The 19,532-nt window shown below is 59.5% G+C and carries 16 protein-coding genes; 5 read left to right on the top strand and 11 right to left on the bottom strand.

Annotation, left to right across the window (positions count from 1 at the left end):
* Positions 1-33 precede the first annotated feature (33 nt).
* A complete protein-coding gene (gene dcm / locus L1K66_RS11355) occupies positions 34-1,050 on the top strand; it encodes a DNA (cytosine-5-)-methyltransferase (protein ID WP_252257983.1) in 1,017 nt (338 codons plus the stop codon).
* Positions 1,051-1,503 (top strand): very short patch repair endonuclease, encoded by a 453-nt coding sequence (locus tag L1K66_RS11360; protein WP_252257984.1) that lies wholly within the window; start codon positions 1,051-1,053, stop codon positions 1,501-1,503.
* Here L1K66_RS11360 and L1K66_RS16505 read toward each other — a convergent pair.
* The 4 genes from L1K66_RS16505 to L1K66_RS11380 all read right to left on the bottom strand — a co-directional run bounded on the left by L1K66_RS16505 (position 1,500) and on the right by L1K66_RS11380 (position 8,928).
* Positions 1,500-2,252: an HNH endonuclease gene (locus L1K66_RS16505; protein WP_330221229.1), complete on the bottom strand. Its 753-nt coding sequence runs from the start codon at positions 2,250-2,252 to the stop codon at positions 1,500-1,502. The two genes, L1K66_RS11360 and L1K66_RS16505, sit on opposite strands and share 4 nt — an antisense overlap.
* Before the next feature lie 178 nt (positions 2,253-2,430).
* Positions 2,431-4,248: a translation elongation factor 4 gene (lepA, locus tag L1K66_RS11370; protein ID WP_252257985.1), complete on the bottom strand. Its 1,818-nt coding sequence runs from the start codon at positions 4,246-4,248 to the stop codon at positions 2,431-2,433.
* Between the two features lie 66 nt (positions 4,249-4,314).
* Positions 4,315-6,516 (bottom strand): putative bifunctional diguanylate cyclase/phosphodiesterase, encoded by a 2,202-nt coding sequence (locus L1K66_RS11375; protein WP_252257986.1) that lies wholly within the window; start codon positions 6,514-6,516, stop codon positions 4,315-4,317.
* Between the two features lie 162 nt (positions 6,517-6,678).
* On the bottom strand, positions 6,679-8,928 hold the full coding sequence (locus L1K66_RS11380) for a putative bifunctional diguanylate cyclase/phosphodiesterase (protein WP_252257987.1): 2,250 nt from the start codon (positions 8,926-8,928) through the stop codon (positions 6,679-6,681).
* Positions 8,929-9,089: 161 nt separating this feature from the next.
* On the opposite strand from L1K66_RS11380, the gene L1K66_RS11385 reads away from it, so the two are divergent.
* Positions 9,090-10,787, top strand: coding sequence for a PHA/PHB synthase family protein (locus L1K66_RS11385; RefSeq protein ID WP_252257988.1), 1,698 nt, complete (start codon positions 9,090-9,092; stop codon positions 10,785-10,787).
* A 123-nt stretch (positions 10,788-10,910) separates the two neighbouring features.
* Complete coding sequence (locus tag L1K66_RS11390) at positions 10,911-11,780, top strand: alpha/beta fold hydrolase (protein WP_252257989.1); 870 nt, start codon at positions 10,911-10,913, stop codon at positions 11,778-11,780.
* Here the strand turns inward: L1K66_RS11390 and L1K66_RS11395 are convergent.
* Entirely contained in the window at positions 11,777-12,685 is a 909-nt protein-coding gene (locus L1K66_RS11395; RefSeq protein WP_252257990.1) for an alpha/beta fold hydrolase, read from the bottom strand. The two genes, L1K66_RS11390 and L1K66_RS11395, sit on opposite strands and share 4 nt — an antisense overlap.
* 69 nt (positions 12,686-12,754) lie before the next feature.
* Between L1K66_RS11395 and L1K66_RS11400 the strand changes: the two genes are divergently transcribed.
* Positions 12,755-14,521, top strand: coding sequence for an N-acyl-D-amino-acid deacylase family protein (locus L1K66_RS11400; protein ID WP_252257991.1), 1,767 nt, complete (start codon positions 12,755-12,757; stop codon positions 14,519-14,521).
* 15 nt (positions 14,522-14,536) lie between these two features.
* On the opposite strand, the gene L1K66_RS11405 is transcribed toward L1K66_RS11400, so the two are convergent.
* From L1K66_RS11405 to fabD, 6 genes are all read right to left on the bottom strand, one after another.
* A complete protein-coding gene (locus tag L1K66_RS11405; protein ID WP_252257992.1) occupies positions 14,537-15,622 on the bottom strand; it encodes a DUF2855 family protein in 1,086 nt (361 codons plus the stop codon).
* Positions 15,623-15,668: 46 nt separating this feature from the next.
* Entirely contained in the window at positions 15,669-16,091 is a 423-nt protein-coding gene (locus tag L1K66_RS11410; RefSeq protein ID WP_252257993.1) for a hypothetical protein, read from the bottom strand.
* Positions 16,088-17,215 carry a DNA polymerase III subunit beta gene (gene dnaN / locus L1K66_RS11415; protein ID WP_252257994.1) on the bottom strand — a complete coding sequence of 376 codons (1,128 nt, stop codon included), beginning with the start codon at positions 17,213-17,215 and terminating at the stop codon, positions 16,088-16,090. The genes L1K66_RS11410 and dnaN overlap by 4 nt, the downstream gene beginning before the upstream one ends.
* A gap of 168 nt (positions 17,216-17,383) precedes the next feature.
* Positions 17,384-18,136, bottom strand: coding sequence for a 3-oxoacyl-[acyl-carrier-protein] reductase (gene fabG, locus L1K66_RS11420; RefSeq protein ID WP_034954285.1), 753 nt, complete (start codon positions 18,134-18,136; stop codon positions 17,384-17,386).
* An 11-nt stretch (positions 18,137-18,147) separates the two neighbouring features.
* The gene (locus L1K66_RS11425; RefSeq protein WP_252257995.1) at positions 18,148-18,576 is read right to left on the bottom strand and encodes a GNAT family N-acetyltransferase; all 429 of its coding nucleotides are present in this window, start codon (positions 18,574-18,576) and stop codon (positions 18,148-18,150) included.
* Positions 18,573-19,508, bottom strand: coding sequence for an ACP S-malonyltransferase (fabD, locus tag L1K66_RS11430; RefSeq protein ID WP_252257996.1), 936 nt, complete (start codon positions 19,506-19,508; stop codon positions 18,573-18,575). The genes L1K66_RS11425 and fabD overlap by 4 nt, the downstream gene beginning before the upstream one ends.
* Positions 19,509-19,532: the final 24 nt, after the last annotated feature.

The following is a 19,532-nucleotide window of genomic DNA, read 5'->3' on the forward strand; positions in this document are numbered from 1 at the left end:
TTCAGTCTTGGCCGCAAGCTTATGGAGGGCGACTTGGCGAACTTTCGTTTCATAGACCTGTTTGCAGGGATCGGTGGCCTTCATATCGGGTTTGAAAACATCGGAGGGCATTGCGTCTTCACTTCCGAGCGCGACAAGTATGCGCGCAAAACCTACCAAGCCAACTTCCGGGACAACCACGAACTGGGCGAAGATGTCGAGCCGTATTCGGAGTCCCCGGAAAGGATCCCCGAATTCGATGTTCTATTGGCCGGATTTCCGTGTCAGCCATTTTCCATTGCCGGTGTATCCAAGAAGAACGCTCTCGGCAGGCCTCACGGCTTCCTCGATGATACCCAAGGGACGCTATTCTTCGACACGGCGAAAATAATCCAGCATCACAAGCCCACCGCTTTCGTCTTGGAGAACGTCAAGAACCTCGAACGCCACGACAAGGGCAAAACGTTCACGACAATCATGAACGTGCTGGAGAACGAGCTTGGATACAAGGTCCAATCGCGCGTCATTTCAAGTGCGCCTTGGGTACCCCAAAAGCGTGAGCGCATCTTCATTGTCGGCTTCAAGGAGCAGACAGCATTTGACCTGAATAGCCTGAAGCTCCCTGAAACCGCGCCAAAACTGAAAGCGATTCTTGAACCCAACCAATTGGTTGACCCGAAGTACACACTGACGCCAAAGCTTTGGGCCTATCTCCAAGGATACAAGAGGAAGCACGAGGCGAAGGGTAACGGGTTCGGATTCGGCTTGGTTGGGCCTGACGATGTGGCTCGGACTCTTTCAGCCAGATACTACAAAGACGGCTCCGAGATCCTGATTGAACAGAAGGGTGGCAGGCCAAGGAGACTGACCCCTCAAGAGTGCGCGCGACTGATGGGTTTCGAACACGGCGAACGCAAGTGGATCATCCCGCCGGAAGTTTCCGACACCCAAGCTTACAAGCAATTCGGCAATGCTGTTGTCGTGCCGGTTGTCGAGTTCATAGCCAATGCAATGAAACCGCACCTTTTCTCGGCGTTGGCTCAAGAACGGGTTGATTCCCGGGCCGCCTGAATGGCCGACATTGTCTCGCCCCAGAAGCGCAGCCAGATGATGGCCGGCATCAGAGGCAAGGACACGAAGCCCGAATTGCTGGTGCGCCGAGAACTGCATCGCAGGGGGTTTCGCTTCCGATTGCATCGGAAGGACTTGCCCGGGCGCCCGGATGTGTTTCTCGCCAAATTCAGCGCGGCAATCTTTATCAACGGGTGCTTTTGGCACGGACACGACTGCAAGCACTTCCGTTTGCCAAAGACCAACACGCAATTCTGGAAGGACAAAATTGAACGCAACCGGGAGCGGGATTTGATTGCCCGAACGCGACTGTCGGAGTTGGGAATTCGTCACGCAACCGTGTGGGAATGTGCCCTACAATATAACCAAGAGAATGTGACATCAGAATTACTTGATCGCATTTGCGCTTGGCTTTGCTCAGGCTCAAATGAAATCGAACTCGACGGTCTCTAGCTCTCTCCTTCTTTGTGAGCGATCGCTCGTCTCAAGATATCTCGACGGTTCAAGCGAAGATTTCCGTAATGCAGTTCGCGATGGCACGTAGGACAAAGTGCAGCAGCATTCAGCATTGTATCTTCCCCGCCTTCTGCGAGGGGAGTGACATGATGCACTTCCAAGTAAGTTGTGCCGTCGGGCCGATTGACAGTATCCCGGATGCAATTCGGCATTTCGCATCGACCGCCTGCTCGGGCTATTGCCCCGGCCACGACCGCCGAACTACGTTGAAAATCTGAAATCGAACGCTCTTGCTTTCTTGGACGACCTTTGGCGCGTCGAGCCTTCTCCAGCAAAGCATTTGGGTCGGCTTGATCTGCAATACTGCTCGCGACTTGTCCTAGCGGCAATGTCGGGGCATTTTCCTTCCAGACAAAGACCGTTTGGCCGATATTTGCCAAGACGATTTCGTCACCTACTTCCATCCATCGGACAATGTCCCTTCCCATTCGTGCCTCTGGCGTTCTCCCGGCGCCACGCCGAACGGAATTGTAATAGGAAACGTTTAGCTTCAGCCCGTCAGGGTCATTCGGAACATCCAATTCGAACAGGATGGCGTTCTCGCCGCCATCACCTGGGCTTATACCTGCAGCTTCCAAGACAGTTCTTTGCGACCCATTCAGGACATAAGCACCTTTGTCCTTATCGGTCTTGGTTACGACCTTGACGCCGACATTCTCCAAGACATCAAGAAAGTCTTTCCGCATTACACCCTCCTAATCAGCAGCCCCCCACCCCGCGCCGTTCCGCGATTGCTGGCGCAATCGCTCCATGCGCCGCGGGGCGTCAGACGGGTTGCGCTTCGCGGACCCGCTGGCCGGAGTTACAGCCTCTCGCTTCCAGCTTGCCGGTTGCTGCGCAACCGCCTGCGCTAGGCGCGGGGCTTCACTCCTCACCCATCCTCAGGGCAGCAATAAACGCTTCCTGCGGGATGCTCACGTTGCCATATTCCCGCATCCGCGCCTTGCCCTTCTTCTGCTTTTCCAGCAGCTTCTTCTTGCGGGTGATGTCGCCGCCGTAGCATTTGGCGGTCACGTCCTTGCGCAGGGCGGCGATGGTTTCGCGGGCGATGATCTTGCCGCCGATGGCGGCCTGGATCGGGATTTTGAACAGGTGGCGCGGGATCAGGTCTTTCAGCCGTTCGCACATGCCGCGTCCGCGTTCTTCGGCCACGGTGCGGTGGACGATCAGCGATAGCGCGTCGACCGGCTCGTTATTGACGAGGATGTTCATCTTCACGAGGTCGCCTTCGCGGCTGCCGATCTGTTCGTAGTCAAAGCTGGCATAGCCGCGGCTGATCGATTTCAGCCGGTCATAGAAATCGAACACCACTTCGTTCAGCGGCAATTCGTATGTCACCTGCGCGCGCCCGCCGACATAGGTAAGGTCGGTCTGGATGCCGCGCCGGTCCTGACACAGTTTCAGGATGCTGCCGAGATATTCGTCGGGAGTGTAGATCACCGCCTTGATCCAAGGCTCCTCGATCGCGTCGATGCGGTTCACATCGGGCCAGTCGGCGGGGTTGTGGATCTCGATCGTCTTCGCGTCCTCGGTCTTGGTATGGCCAAGATGGACGGTGTAGACGACGGAAGGCGCGGTGGTGATCAGGTCCAGATCATATTCGCGGCTGAGGCGTTCCTGAATGATTTCAAGGTGCAACAGGCCAAGGAAGCCGCAGCGGAAGCCGAAGCCCAGGGCCGCGGAGGATTCCATTTCATAGGAGAAGCTGGCGTCGTTGAGGCGCAGTTTGCCGATGCTTTCGCGCAGTTTTTCGAAATCGGCGGCGTCCACGGGGAACAGGCCGCAGAACACCACGGGCTGCACTTCCTTGTATCCGGGCAGCGCCTCTGTCGCGCCGTTCTTGACGGTGGTGATGGTGTCACCGACGCGGGCCTGCTCCACCTCTTTGATCTGGGCAGTGATGAAGCCGATTTCGCCCGGGCCAAGCTCCGGCAGATCGGTGCGTTTGGGGGTGAAGCAGCCGACCCGGTCGATCAGGTGCTGCGTGCCGCCCTGCATGAAGCGGATGTTGAGGCCCTTGGTAATGGTGCCTTCGATCACGCGGACAAGGATGACGACGCCGAGATAGGGATCGTACCAGCTGTCGACGAGCGAGGCTTTGAGCGGCTTGTCCCGCTCGCCCTTGGGCGGGGGGATGCGGGCGACGACGGCTTCGAGCACGTCTTCGATCCCGATGCCCGATTTGGCGCTGGTGAGGACGGCGTCGGATGCGTCGAGGCCGATGATATCCTCGATCTCGGCGCGGACCTTGTCCGGCTCTGCGGCGGGCAGGTCGATCTTGTTGATGACGGAGACGATTTCGTGATCGTGCTCGATCGACTGGTAGACGTTGGCGAGGGTCTGCGCCTCCACCCCTTGCGCGGCGTCCACCACCAGCAGCGCGCCTTCGCATGCGGCGAGGCTGCGGCTGACTTCATAGGCGAAGTCGACGTGGCCGGGGGTGTCCATCAGGTTGAGCTGATAGGTCTCGCCGTCCTTGGCCGTGTAGTTGAGGCGGACGGTCTGGGCCTTGATGGTGATGCCACGCTCTTTCTCGATGTCCATGTTATCAAGGACTTGCTCGGACATCTCGCGATCGGTGAGCCCGCCGGTGAACTGGATCAGCCGGTCAGCCAGCGTGGACTTGCCATGGTCGATGTGAGCGATAATGCTGAAGTTGCGGATCTTGGAAAGGTCAGTCATTTGCGCCGCATTTAGCGCCCACTGTTCCCCATGTCATTCTCGAAAATTGCAACAAACAAAACCGCCTCAAACCCCCTCAAACTTAGACGGCGCAGCATAGCTGAATTGAGGGACACTGCCAGCTTGCCCCAACCCGCCGCCAGGCATTGCTTCGTAAGCGCCTTGGGCCAAAGCTGCGAGTGGGGCACCAGCCGCTGCCAGCGCGTAAGGGCTCACACGGTTGCGGGTGCAAAGCCCCCCTGCTCCGTCGTCGACCAGCGATTGTTCAAATTCGAGGCCCTGCGTGTCACCGTTTGTCCGGATCACCGTCGCGACTGCCAATTGGCCGCCACCCAGATCAACAACGAATTGCGTTCCCTTAGGCACCTCAGACAACCCCTGAATCAACGCACCCGTGCGCGAGAGATTTCTGAGCGTTACCTCATAGGAATGATCGTCATGGATCACCTGGATCTTTCGGAAAACAGTGCGGCGCTTTGAACGCTTTATCCGGTCGCTGCTTGGGGCAATCTTCCAGTTTCCTCCCACCAACTCGGTCTGCACCGTCTCCCGACTGATGGGATCCGAGAAGATCGGCCCTTCCATCCGTTTGACACCGCAATCCTTGAGCTTCTGGAAAATTGTCGTCGTCTCGATCCCGTTGGCAATGGTGTCCATCCGAAGGGCGTTGGCGAGCGCGACAATTGCCGTGATCAAACCGAGGTCGGAGGTGTCGTTCTTTTCGGCTTCGCTTATGAGATTTTCGTCAATCTTGATCGCATCAAAGGGCGCGCGCCGCAGGTAGGCCAGCGAGGAATAACCACTGCCGAATTCATCGAGGGTCAACCGAACGCCGAGCTTGAACAGTTGATCGAGGGTACGATCAACCGCGCTCGTGTCGCCAAAGAACACTGCCTCACTGATTTCCAGTTCAAGCCGGGCTGCAGATATGTCCGCTTCCTGCAGAGCCTCGCCAACCGCTTCAACGAAGCCGTCAGCAGCAAACAGGGCGACCGGCACATTGACGGCTACCCGGATTGAGTCCGGCCATTGCACCGCGTCCTTGCAGGCTTCTCGAATGGCCCAAGTGCCGACTTCCCCCACTTGGCTCGAACCGTCGATGATTGATGCAAATTCTTCTTCGTCTATCTCACCACGCTGGGGATGGTTCCAGCAAATGTGAGCTTCGAGAGCGCGCACTTCTTCGGTGTCGGCGGAAACAATCGGCTCGTACTTGAGGAACAATTGCTCGTCTCTGACAGCCGCCCCAAGGTCCTCTTCCAGGCGGCGGCGGAATAGAGCCTCGTTCTCTAGTTCCCCCGAAAAGAAGCGGAATTGCCCTCTTCCCCCGTTCTTGGCCGCGTAAAGGGCAAGGTCAGCCGACTTGACTACCTCGTCGGCTGTCACCCCGTCGTGTGGGGCGATGGCAATGCCAACGGAGCAGCCGATCACACAGCGACCTTCTTCGAGCGAATATGGCTGCTTGAGCATCGTGATGACCTTCATCGCGATGTCGCCCAGTTCGCCGCGATCGTCCTTGTCCGGGATCAGGACCTGGAATTCGTCACCGCCAAGCCGTCCGATCTCGCAATCGACCTCGATCGAGCGGCGCAGCCTTTCGGCAACCTGCTTCAGCAGCTCGTCCCCGGCGGCATGGCCTAGAGTGTCATTGACGTGTTTGAACTTGTCGAGATCCAGCATCATGATCGCGCAGTTGCGCTTGGCCGCCTTGAATGCGGTGATCGTGCTTTCGATCTGATGTTTCATCCGGTGCCTGTTGGACAATCCGGTGAGTGAATCGAACTTGGCGAGACGTTCGGTCTCTTCCTCCCGATAGTACTCCTCGGTGATATCGGCACCGGTACCGCGGAAGCCGCAAAACTCGCCGTCTTCAATGATCGGCTGACCCGCAAGACGGAGCACCGCTCCCTGCGGTCGCTTCTCCGCTCGCACCGCGAATCCCGAAAAGGCCCGGTGCGCGTTGAGCATCAACGAAAGCGATTTGCTGCGCCCTTCACGATCAGCGGAGACGAATACCGAAGGCAACGGCTTGCCCAGCAGGTCATCGAGAGCAATGTCGATACGATCAGCAATCGTGGCACTGAGATAGGTCAGCTTGCCGTCCTTGTCGCTTGCCCAGAACCAGCCAAGGCCAGACCGCTCAAGCTCATTGAGCATGGCAAGCTTCTCGCCATCGGAAAGCGCGCTTGCCGACTTCCCGGAACCAGAAGTCGCGCTTGCTGCGGCAACCTTCGATCCGCTTCTGGACAAGAAACCCTTGAGGGGCACGTTTGCCTCTTCCTTCCCGTCAGACCCCAAAATATAGGGTTTTTACGTACTTCACGTTGCGTAAAGCCGGTTGGTTATTTTTTGGCTAATGACCGCGGTTAACGGCACATGATCGAGCACTATCGTTTTGGGGCGGCGTGATCCGGGCGCCACGCCCTTCGATCAGTCTCGGCGAGTGCTGGTGATGTCGACTTCGACGAAGTACTTGGTGCTGGAACGCATGGCGCCGGTAAGCGCGGCAACTGCTTCGTCGTTGAGCGAGCGAAGCGGGCGTCCCGCCGCTTCGATCTGATAGGGCGACACGCGGTGGCGGGTGCACAGGCCATCGGCCCCATCGCTGATCAAAGGCGTTTCGAATTCAACGCCCTGACTGAACCCTTCCGAACGACGCACGGTTGCAACAGCAAGCTGGCCGCCTCCAAGGTCAAGTACGATGTCCGTGCCAACTGGAACATCCAGCAAGCCTTCGATCTTGGCCCCAGTCCTTGAGAGATTGCGCAGGAAAACGTTGTATCGATCATCGCCGTGGATGAGCCCGATCTTGCGGAATTCAGTGCGCCGATCAGAGCGGTATTTTTCCGGGCCCTTGGGCACGAATTTCAGTTCACCCGTCGCAAGCCGTTCCTCGATCTCTAACTGAGGCAGCGCTCGGGCAAAAAGCATCCCCTCGACGTGCGATACACCGCGATCGGTTACTGCTCTGAGTTCGTCCTTCGTCTCAACGCCTTCGGCAACCGTTTCCATGCCCAATGCCGATGCCAGACTGACGACAGCGGAGATGATCGCATCATTTCGGTTATCGGGCGATGCACAGCCGCGCACGAAGCTCTGATCGATCTTGATCTTGTCGAACGGCGCATCACGAAGATAGCCGAGCGAAGAATAGCCGGTGCCGAAATCGTCCAGCGCCAGCTTTACGCCAAGCTCCTTGAGTTCGTTGAACACGCGGAAAGCGCGCTCCATGTCGCCAACGAACACGCTTTCAGTGATTTCGAGCTCGACCCGCGCCGGGTTGACGCCGCTTGTCTTCAACGCGCGGCGCACGACATCAACAAAATCTTCCGAGGAGAATTGCACTGCCGAGACGTTGACTGCGGCACGGATATCGCCGGGCCATTCCCTGATCGTCTCGCAAACCCGCAAGAGCGCCCATGCGCCGAGTTCGCGGATAATTCCAACCTCTTCAGCCACAGGGATGAAATCTGCCGGAGAGATCATCCCGCGCTCGCTGTGGTTCCAGCGCATCAACGCCTCGACACAGACGACTTCATGGCGATTGACGTCGAGGATCGGCTGATAATGCATTTCCAGTTCGTCACGGCTGATTGCGTCGCGCAGATCGGCTTCGATCTGGTGGCGATAGCTGGCCTTGTCCCGCAACTCGTTGGAATAGAAACGGAACTGCCCGCGACCGCCACCCTTGGCCGAATAGAGCGCGAGGTCTGCTGCCTTGACCAGCTCATCCGACTCGATTCCGTCGAAAGGCGCGACGGCGACACCAACCGAACAACCGATGACAGCACGCATCCCGTTGATCGAATAGGGTTGCGAGACCATCTGGATGACCCGCATCGCCAGATCGCCCAGCGTGCCACGATCATCGACGTCAGGCATGATGACTTCGAATTCGTCGCCCCCGATACGTCCGATTTCGACACCCTCTCCAAGAACCCGTGCGAGGCGGCCAGCCACCTGCTTGAGCAGCTCGTCACCAGCCGGATGACCCATTGTGTCATTGACCTGTTTGAACCGGTCGAGGTCGATCAGCATGATCGCGCAAGACCGCTTTGAAGCTTTGAAGGCGGTCAGGGTCGCTTCGAGTTGCGACGACATGCGATGCCGGTTGGAAAGCCCGGTAAGCGAGTCATAGCGCGACATCTTTTCTGCATCGCGCTGGTGCTTGAAGCTTTCGGAAACGTCGCGGACAATTCCGTGGTAGCCGGAGAATTTGCCGCCCGCGTCGGTTTGGGGAACACCGGCGATTTCCCACCATGACTCGCCCGCACCTTCTCCACGATCCAGCCTGACAGTCGTGGGCTTGATCGAGTTGCGCTTTGCAAGCTGGAATTTCAAAGGCCGTTCGCCACCGGAATCTTCGCTGCCCTCTACAGGCAGGAACACTTCCGTCATCGGTCTGCCCACGATGTCCGAGGCAGGCCTGCCGATCCGGCGGACGGCCGGTTCCGAAATGTACTGAATGCGGCCTTCCGCATCACTGGCCCAGAACCATCCGAGATCGGAGTTTTCGAGGCTCTGCAACAGGTGTGCACGGCCGAACTTTTGCTCCGACAGGACGGGGGAATCGGATTCGGGTTCACCCGAACCGTTCTTGAAGCGGGAAAGCAGGCCAGCCATTTGCGCGTAAGACTCCTCGTATTGAGCCCAGACGCGATAGCTTTCAGTAGTGAACATTTGGATAACCGTGCTTAACCACGATGCCTGATTGCGGGCCGCAAACTGAAAAGCCGGGCAATTCACTCGGCGCTTCGGCTTGTCAGATGAATGCGAACAGGCCATTTGTTCACCAATTCGCAGAACAACGCCGAATTCAGCAATCGCAAAGGGGATATGGGATGGCACAAGGCACCGTGAAGCTCGAGAATGAAGCGGCACAATCGACCAACGCGCTAGGGCCGCTTGTCGGTGTCGCGCGCGAGGATTTCGTCAGCGCCGTTGCCTTGCTGCTCCGCGAAACTGCATCCGATCCCAATCGTCTGATGAAACACGCCCGGACATGGGGCGAAGACATGGTCAAGATCATGACCGGCAAGAGCGAGCTGAAGCCCGATCCCAAGGACAAGCGGTTCATGGACCCGGCGTGGCAATACAACCCGTTCTTCCGTGCCGGCGCCCAATATTATCTCGCGGTGCAAAAGGGCATGCGCAACTGGCTCGAAGACCTTGAACTGGACGAGCTTGAACGCAACCGCGCAAACTTCATTGCCAATATCATCCTCGACGGAATTGCGCCGACCAATACGCTAGCCGGCAACCCGATGGCGCAAAAGCAGATCATCAATTCCGGCGGCCTGTCGCTGATCAAGGGGCTGCAGAACGCCTACAACGACATCGTCCACAACAAGGGGATGGTAAGCCAGGTCGACAAACGCCCGTTCAAACTGGGTGAAAACATCGCCACCTCCAAGGGCAACGTCGTGCATCGCACCGAAATGTACGAGCTGATCCATTACGCCCCGACAACGGACGAGGTGTACGAGATCCCGCAGCTGACGATCCCGCCGCAGATCAACAAGATGTACATCAATGACCTGTCGCCGGAAAAATCGATCATCAAATGGCAGGTCGACAACGGGCTTCAGACCTTTGTCATTTCCTGGCGCAACCCTTCGAAGGAACAAGGCCATTGGGACATGGCCGATTACATCGCGTCATGCGAAGAAGCTTTGGCGGTCGTGTCGGAAATCACCGGATCGAAAAAGGTCAACGTTTCCGCCGGCTGTTCGGGCGGCCAGACCGCCTCTGTCCTCGCGTCAAAGCTCGCCGCGACGAACAACCCCGTACTTGGCACTCTGACGCTAATGGTGTGCGTGCTGCACCCCAAACAGACCGACATCGAAGCCGGTTCGCTCGTCAGCGAAAACGGCATGGCGCTTGCCCGCCAGCGGGCGGCGAAGGCCGGTATCATCAAGGCGGACGATCTGGCGCGCGGTTTTGCCTGGCTCCGCCCGAACGATCTGATCTGGAACTATGTGATCAACAACTACCTGCTGGGAATGGATCCACCCGCCTTCGACGTGCTGTTCTGGAACGCGGACGCGACCAACCTTTCCGCCAGCCTGATGGGCGATTTCCTGACGCTGTATGAAACGCTCGCCTTCACCAAGCAGGGCGAAGTCGAGATGGCGGATCACAAGGTCGATCTGAGCAAGGTGACCTCCGACCTGTTCATCCTTGGCGGTGTCACCGATCACATCACCCCTTGGAAAGCGACCTATCGTTCGACCCAGTTGTTCGGCTCAAAACACGTCACCTACGTCCTCAGCCAATCAGGCCACATGCAGGCGATCCTCAACCCGCCGGGCAACCCCAAGGCGAAGTATTACGTCCAGAAGAAGAAGGGCAAACTGCCTGAGACGGCTGACGAATGGTTGCAGGGTACCGAAGAGGTAAAGGGCAGCTGGTGGCCGTTCTGGATGGAGTGGATTCAGGCGCGTTCGGGCGGAAAGGTGCCTGCGCCCGCCGAAGTCGGCAGCAAGGCGCATCCCCCGCTGGAAAGCGCACCGGGACTCTACGTCGTCGAAGAAGTCTGATACAGGCGCAGCCGTAAAGATGAATTTACAGCTTATGGGAGGCACGTGTCGCACGGGATCTGCGATGCGTGTCCCCCACCCACGGCGCACCCCTTATGCGCGCCCACCAAGGACGGGTTTATCGTGACGGAAATCATGGACGAAGCGGTCATTTCGATGGAGCAAGTGGCCGGGCGGACGCTACGGGTTGCTACATGGCGGCTGCAAAAACAGAGCGAGCACCTGCCGATCCTGTTCTTCAACGGCATTGGTGCGAATATCGAAGCCGTGGCCCCGCTGGCAGCTGCCATGCCGGAGCGCGGATTCATCATGTTCGACATGCCCGGAACCGGCGAATCACCCGATCCGATCATCCCCTACAACCCCTTCACCATGAGCTGGACCGCTGCGGAACTGCTTGGCCGGTTCGGCCTTGGCGAAGTGGATGTGATGGGTGTTTCATGGGGCGGTGCGATGGCGCAGCACTTTGCGCTCCAGCACCCGGCCCGAACCCGTCGGCTGACGCTGATCGCGACCACGCCGGGCATGGCGATGGTGCCGGGCAACCCCGCCGCCTTCACCAAGATGGCCAATCCGCGCCGCTATATCGATCCCGAATTCATGAACGAGCATTTCGCGACGCTATACGGCGGAGCCGACGCTGACGGTGCGGCACACCAGAAGGACAGCCACATCGGGCGGTTGAAGCCCCCTTCCCCGCGCGGATACATGTATCAACTGCTGTGCATGCTGGGCTGGACCAGTCTGCCCGCGCTGCCCTTCCTCAAGAAGGAAACGCTGATCATGATGGGTGAGGACGACCAGATCGTGCGCCCGATCAACGGCCAAATCCTGAAGGCGATGATCCCCAATTCGCGCATCAAGATGTTTGCGGGCGGCGGTCACCTGTTCCTGCTGACCCATGCCGATGAAAGCGTCGCCGCAATCCGCGAATTCCTCGACGCTCCGGAAACCGAGGCGGAAAAAGACCGCGTGGGCGCTTACGCCGCCTAAGCCGTGGGCAGCCAGGCTCTCAGTATGGCATTCACCTGATCCGGCGCATCCTGCTGAACCCAGTGGGATGCATCGGGCAGGCGGTGGACTTCCAGTTCGGGGACGTATTCTTCCGTCCCGTCGAGGCAGTGGATGTCGATCGCCACATCCTGTTCGCCCCAGACGATCAAGGTCGGCACCTTGACCTGCCCTGCGCCTACATCGCGCGCATCCGGACGGCGGATGAGCGCGCGGTAGTAATTGAACATGGCGGTCAGCGCCCCCGGCATTGCCGCCGCCTGCCGGTAGGTTTCCCGCACAGTTTCGTCGAACAGGTGCGAATTGACCGTCGTTTCCTTGAACAGGCGCTTGATCGGCATCGCACCCCCGCGGCCCAGCAACAGCTCGGGCAACATAGGCAATTGGAAGAAGAAGATGTACCAGCTCTTTCGCAGCTGCCGCCAAGTCTTCAATTCGCGCCGCCCGCATCTGGGATGCGGCACATTCATGATTACGAGCCGTTCGAGCGGCCTGATTTCCATTATGGCGAAATACCAGGCGATGATCGCACCCCAGTCATGCGCGATCAGCGTCACCTTGCTCGCCCCGCTGGCATCGATCAGCGCCGCGACATCCTGCGCCAAGGTTCTCAGCCTGTAAGCGTCAGTGCCCTCGGGTCGCGAAGTTCCGCCGTAACCACGCAGATTGGGGGCCCAGACGCGGTATCCCATTTCCGCCAGCAAAGGCATCTGGTGCCGCCAGCTGTAATGCAGTTCCGGAAACCCGTGCAAACACAAGGCCAGATGATCGCCCTCGCCTGCGGTTGCGACTTCGAAAGTCAGGCTGCCTGCCTCGATCCATTCGATCGCAATTCCGCTGTCTGGTTCAGGCTGCCAACTGGCAGGTCCGCTGGGCTTCATGGTCATTTTGACAGCGTAGCAGCGTCCGGCGCGATATGATAAGCCGGTTGCGAATAAAAACCGGGAGAGAGAGAAATGCCAGCGTTTGACCTGATCATTCGGGGTGGGACAATTGTCGACGGAACCGGAGCGGAGCGGTTTACCGGAGATGTCGCGATCAAGGACGGGCTTATCGCGGCAGTTGGCGCCGTTTCGGGCGACGCCACGCACGAGATCGACGCCGCCGGCAAGATCGTCGCTCCCGGATTTGTCGACATCCACACGCATTATGACGGGCAAGCCACCTGGGATCAGGAAATGGCCCCTTCAAGCTGGCACGGCGTCACCACCGTCGTCATGGGCAATTGCGGTGTCGGCTTTGCCCCTGCCAAGCCCGATCGCCACGAATGGTTGATCAGCCTGATGGAAGGGGTGGAGGACATCCCCGGTACCGCCCTTTCCGAAGGGATTACCTGGGATTGGGAGACCTTCCCCGAATACCTCGACGCGCTGGAGAAACTGCCGCGCACCGTCGATATCGGCACCCATGTCCCTCACGGGGCTGTGCGAGCCTATGTGCTGGGGGATCGCGAGCAACCCGGCGCGGTGCCGACCGCAGAAGACATCGCCGAAATGAGCCGTATCGTCGAAGAAGGCGTGCGCGCGGGCGCTCTCGGCTTCTCGACATCGCGCACGGTGCTGCACAAATCGGTTGACGGGGAACTGGTCCCCGGCACCACCGCCACGCCCGAAGAACTGGTCGCCATCGGCAAAGCGATGGGCCGGGCCAAGGACGCCGGCGGCCACGCTGTATTCGAAATGGCAAGCGACCTGCAGCGCGACTGGAACGAATTCGAGTGGATGGGACGCCTCAGCCGCGAAGCCGGGATCCCCGTTACCTTTGCCGCGCTGGAAAGCATCGCCAAGGAAATGCCGCTGAAAGAGCAGATCGCCACCATGCGCGCGGAAAACGACAATGGCGCGAACATCGTCGCCCAGATCGCGCTGCGCGGTAACGGCATCATCATGGCGTGGCAGGGCACGGTAAACCCCTTCGCCTTTCGTCCGAGCTGGCAAGCGATCAAGGATCTGCCCTGGGCCGAACAGAAGGCAAAGCTGCTCGATCCCGCGTTCAAGGCGCAACTGCTGGCCGAAGCGAATGACTATTCCGATGCGCCCAAGGACATCATCGGTGTGGTCATGGTGATTACCCAGGGTTGGGCGCTACAATATGAGATGGATCCGGATTTCGATTACGAGCCGGACGCATCGGCCAGCGTGAACGCACGCGCTCAGGCCGCCGGGATCAGCCCGCAGGAATACGCCTATGACATGCTGTGCCGCGACAATGGAACCGGGTTCATCTACCTGCCGATCCTCAACTATGCGGAGGGGAATCTCGATTTCCTGCACCCGCTTCAGCATGCCGACGACACGGTCAATTCGCTGTCCGATGGCGGCGCGCATTGCGGGACGATCTGCGATGCGGCCTCGCCCACCTTCATGCTTGAACACTGGGTGCGCGATCGCAAGCGCGGGGACCGGATCACGCTGGAAAACGCGATCAAGCGCCAGTGCCGCGACACCGCCGTGCTCTATGGCCTCGAAGATCGCGGCGTGATCGCGCCGGGCTTCCTCGCCGACATCAACGTCATCGACATGGATCGGTTGAAACTCGGTCGCCCGTGGCTCGCCTTTGATCTGCCTGCGGGTGGCAAGCGCCTCTTGCAGAAAGCCGAGGGCTACGTCTGCACGATCAAAAGCGGCGTGGTGACATTCGAGGAAGGCAAGTGGACAGGCGCAACGCCGGGCGGCCTGATCCGCGGCCCCCAGCGCGCTGAGCTGGCCGAAGCGGCGGAGTAGTCCGCCGCGACTAGCTCACGGCTCGATCACGATACCCTTTGCCGGATCGACACTGCCGCCGACCATTTCCAGAAAGGTCGTGCGCGCAGCGTCGAGGCCCTTGTGGGTGACGATTTCCACCGCGCCTTCGACCGAATTCAGGAACCCGTGCCAAGCCGCCGCAGCCAGCTTGCCGCCTTCGACCGGGCCGTGTTCCTTGAAGAAGGAAACGAAGTGATCCGGGGCAAAGAACAGCGTCGGCTTGGGCCCGGGCAGACCGGCTGCCCCGCCCATCCCTGCGCCTCGTTCCTCGATATGGGTCGCACCCACAAGGCACGAATATTTAAGCGCCTCTCCGAAGTGCTGATGGATGCTCGCCAGCAGTTTCGCATTGCCTGCGAAATCGACGCTGACCGTCGGCTCCTGCGCAATCGTGCCGAGATCGTCATACGCGACCACTTCATCATACAGGCCGGTCGAACGCACGAATTCGACATTGCCAGAAGACGTTAGCCCGATACGCTTGATCCCGGGAGAAGCCTGCTTGGCACAGCTTGCCAAACCCATCGCGGTCTTGGACGATGCGCTGGTCAGCACGACCTGCTTCGCGCCGAACCAGCCCTCTGACCGCATGAAATAGTCGATGATGAAGCCGGTCTTGAACAGCGGACCATAGATCATCCGCTCCTTCTCGCGCGCGGGATCATGCTCTGGATCGGCGGCGAGCCGGGTGTAGCTGTTGTAGACTGGGCTCATCGGCTGGCGATATTCGATCATGTCGGAAAAGCCGCCAGGGTTAATCTTGCCCGGCACCACATCGAGGTGGGTCGCCATCGGCAGATAGCCATAGACCCGCTCGCCCACGGCGATCTCAGGGCATTTGCTCTCGATCACCTGCGCATGGCCCCACATCGGCACAATGCCGAAGCCCTCTGGCGCGGGGAAGAAATCCCAATAGCGGAACCCGTCACCGACCACCGCATAGGTGATGTTGTTGGCCGTGACGGAGAAACTCTCGATCCTGAGCCGCACCGCTCCTTCAGCGAGTTCGCCGGTCGGCACTTCGACCAGTTCGGCATCGGTGAGAGCATTCTTGCGAACGTGCACCTGGGACAGGGTCATCGAAGGTTCTCCTATGTCATCACCGCCCGCGACAAGGCGGCATGTTTCACTCCTGCGGAGCGGTGTCGCCTTGCTGCGCCGGGCGTGGCGGTTGCAGCCTCGTCAGGGCGCTTCCCGAGACCTGCAGGCGCGCGGCAAAGGATCGCATCCTGACCGAACAGGTCTGCTCGATCTCTGCCGGGTTGCGCTGCAGATAAACGGGGTAGCGATCCGTAAATGCTTGCATCAAATCGGTGCCGCGTTGCGCTTCGTAGCGGCCGACGAAATAGGTCAGCGCGCTGGTGAGCCCGATCTGGTTGTCGGGCGTCATTTCCGCTTCCATTTCCGCCATGATCGCGCCGATGAAGATCGCACAGTCGAGATCATCCTCAGCACTGAACGCGGGGGTGTAATCTTCACCCTGTTGCGCATGCAGCGGCGCGGCGAATGCCAGCACCGCCGCCATCGTCAACGTGGCCGCGCGCATCATACCCGCATCGGCATGAGAACGTAGAGCGCGGGGCTCTGGTCGTTCTCGCGGATCAGCGTCGGTGCGCCCGCATCGGCGAGATGCAGCTCCACTTCCGCCGAATCAAACTGGCCGAGAATGTCCTTCAGGTAATTGGCGTTGAAGCCGATTTCGAAGCCTTCGCTGCTGTAGCTTGCAGCGAGTTCTTCCGCGGCATTGCCGTTGTCAGGCGATGTCACCGACAGCGTCACCTTGTCCTGCTCCAGCCCCATCTTGACCGCCCGGGTCTTCTCGGTGGCGATGGTCGCAACGCGATCGACGCCCTGATAGAACAGCTTCGGATCGACCCTGAGCAGCTTGTCGTTGCCGGTCGGAATGACGCGGCTGTAATCGGGGAAAGTGCCGTCGATCAGCTTGCTGGTCAGCACCACACCGCCCTCACCCGAAAGCGTGAAGCGGATCTTGCTGGCCGAAAGGTCGATCTGGACCGAACCGTCCATCGCCTCTTCAAGCAGCTTGCGCAGCTCTGCCACCGCTTTGCGCGGAACGATCACGTCGGGCATGCCCTCCGCACCATCGGGACGGGCAAGCGTGAAGCGTGCAAGCCTGTGGCCATCGGTCGCGGCAGCCTTGAGAACTGGCTCGTCTTCGTCGGTGACGTGCAGGAAAATGCCGTTGAGGTAATAGCGGGTTTCTTCGGTCGAAATCGCGAACCGGGTGCGGTCGATCAGTTCGGCCAATGTGCGAGCCGGGATTTCGAAGCTTGTCGGCAAATCGCCTTCGACGATCACCGGGAAATCGTCGCGCGGCAGTGTCGGCAGCTTGAACCGGCTGCGACCCGCCTTGATCTCCATCCGGTTCTCTGCGGTTTCGATGCTTACCTGCGAACCTTCGGGCAGCTTGCGGGCGATGTCGAACAGCAGGTGTGCGGACACGGTGATCGCGCCGGGCACTTCGACCGAGGCCGCGCTCATCGTTTCAACCACTTGCAGATCGAGGTCGGTCGCCATCACCTTCACGCTGCCGCCGTCACTCGCGTCGATCAGGACGTTGGACAGGATCGGAATGGTGTTGCGGCGCTCGACCACCGACTGAACATGGGAAAGGCAACGCAGGAGCGTCGCGCGTTCGATCGTAGCCTTCATCAGCTTACCCTATCGTTGTATCTTGCCGGGTGGCGCCAACAGGCCGGAATCGCCCTGAAAACGCCGAATGATCGGAAAAACCTTAGCGCCCCCGACAATACGGGCAAGTTTGTGCCTTTGCGAGGGGGGATTCGCTTGGGGATAAGGGCTTTTCAGCCTTCCCTTTCCTTATCCGACCATCGCCATGCCACCGTTCACATGCAGCGTTTCGCCAGTGATGTAGCCCGCCTCGCGGCTGGCAAGGAACGACACGGCAGCGCCGATATCCTCACCCGAGCCCATTTTCGCCATCGGAATGCGGGCGTTGATGGTCGCCTGTTGCTTTTCATCTAGCGCGGACGTCATTGCGGTGCGGATGAAGCCGGGGGCCACGCAATTGGCGGTAATGCCGCGGCTGGCGACTTCCTGAGCGAAACTCTTGGTCATGCCGGTGAGGCCTGCCTTGGCCGCGCAATAGTTCATCTGACCAGGGTTGCCGGTGTGGCCGACGACGCTGGTGATGTTGATAATGCGGCCGAAACGCGCCTTCATCATCGGCTTGGCACTGGCGCGCATCAGGCGGAAGGATGCTTCGAGGTTGATCGCGATCACCTCGTCCCATTCCTCATCCTTCATCCGCATTCCGAGGTTGTCGCGGGTAATCCCGGCGTTGTTCACCAGAATGTCGATCCCGCCCAGCGTATCGAGCGTCGCCGGGATCAGTTCCTCGACCTGAACGCGGTCGGAAAGGTTGCAGGTGATCTCGACATGCTCGCCGCCGAATTCCTCATGCAGCTGCTCACGGAAAGACCGCAGTTTGGAGCCATTGGACCCTGACAGCGCAACGCGCGCGCCCTGCTTTGCCAGCGCAATCGCGATCGCGGAACCGATCCCGCCGCTTGCGCCGGTTACCAGCGCGTTCATTCCATCCAGTCGAAACATGTCTCGGCTCCTCACCAATCGAAATAATAGATCACGGCGTCCTCACGCTCGTGCTTGAACCCCTGATAAAGACCATTTGCCGCATCATTGTCAGGCTCGGTCCCCAGCCAGATTTCCTCAATTCCCTCTGAATCTGCGCGCTCAAATAGCCGCTGCATCAGCGCCCGCGCAATTCCCTGCCGCCGCCAATCGTCGCCCGTGCCGATCTCGTCAAGGAATAGCTCGGTCGGCTTGTCGGGATGGGTGTGGATGACCGCCATCATCATACCGACGACCAAGCCGTCATGAATCGCCACTGCCATCCAGTTCGCCGGGTTTTGCAGATAATGGGCGAGCCGGTCAGGGTCGATAGCATGGTCGAACACGCCGGGCGCGACATTGTCCAGCATATGCGCCGAGTCGGCGGTGATCCAATGGGTCGAGAAGTCGAGGCCGCTCAACGCGTTTTCGCAAACTCTTCAAGGTCATCCATTGAAATCAGGCTGGTGGCCTCAGCCTCGCGGTCGATCTTGCCTATCATCGGGCCGAGAACTTTGCCGCCCAGTTCGACGAAGCTGTCGATCCCGTCGGCGCGCATCGCCATCACGCTTTCGCGCCAGCGCACACGGCCCGTCACCTGCTCGACCAGCAAAGCACGCTCTTCCTCAGGATCGGTGACCTTGGCGGCAGTGACATTGGCGAACAGCGGCAGAGCGAATGCGTTCATGGTGGTATCCGCCAGCGCTTCCGCCATGCGGTCGGCCGCCGGCTGCATCAGAGTGCAGTGAAACGGCGCTGACACCGGCAACAGAACGCCGCGCTTGATCCCGTAATCCTTGACCATGGCGATAGCGCGTTCGATCGCGCTCTTGTGGCCGGAAATCACGACTTGTGTCGGATCATTGTCATTGGCGACTTCGCAAATGTCCTGCTCGGAAGCCTTGGCGGCCAGTTCGCTCGCCTTGTCGATATCGGCACCCAGCAGTGCCGCCATCGCACCTTCGCCCACCGGAACGGCGGCTTGCATGGCCTGTCCGCGCAGCTTCAGAAGGCGCGCGGTGGTGGCCAGATCGAATGCCCCCACAGCACACAGCGCGGTGTATTCGCCCAGCGAGTGTCCGGCGACGCATGCGCCCTTGTCGGCCAGCATCACTCCGAATTCTCGCTCAAGCACGCGCAGGGTGGCGATGGCATTGGCCATGATCGCCGGCTGCGCATTTTCGGTAAGGGTCAACTGGTCTTCCGGCCCTTCGGCCATGATCGCCGACAGCTTCTGACCCAACGCCTCGTCAACTTCCTCGAACACTTCGCGTGCGGCCGCGCTGGCTGCGGCGAGTTCGACACCCATCCCGACTTTCTGGCTGCCCTGTCCGGGGAAAACGAAAGCTCTCATGATGAATCCTCCTGTTGGAGGCGG

The organism is Erythrobacter aurantius (assembly GCF_023823125.1).
Classification (GTDB): Bacteria; Pseudomonadota; Alphaproteobacteria; order Sphingomonadales; family Sphingomonadaceae; genus Erythrobacter; species Erythrobacter aurantius.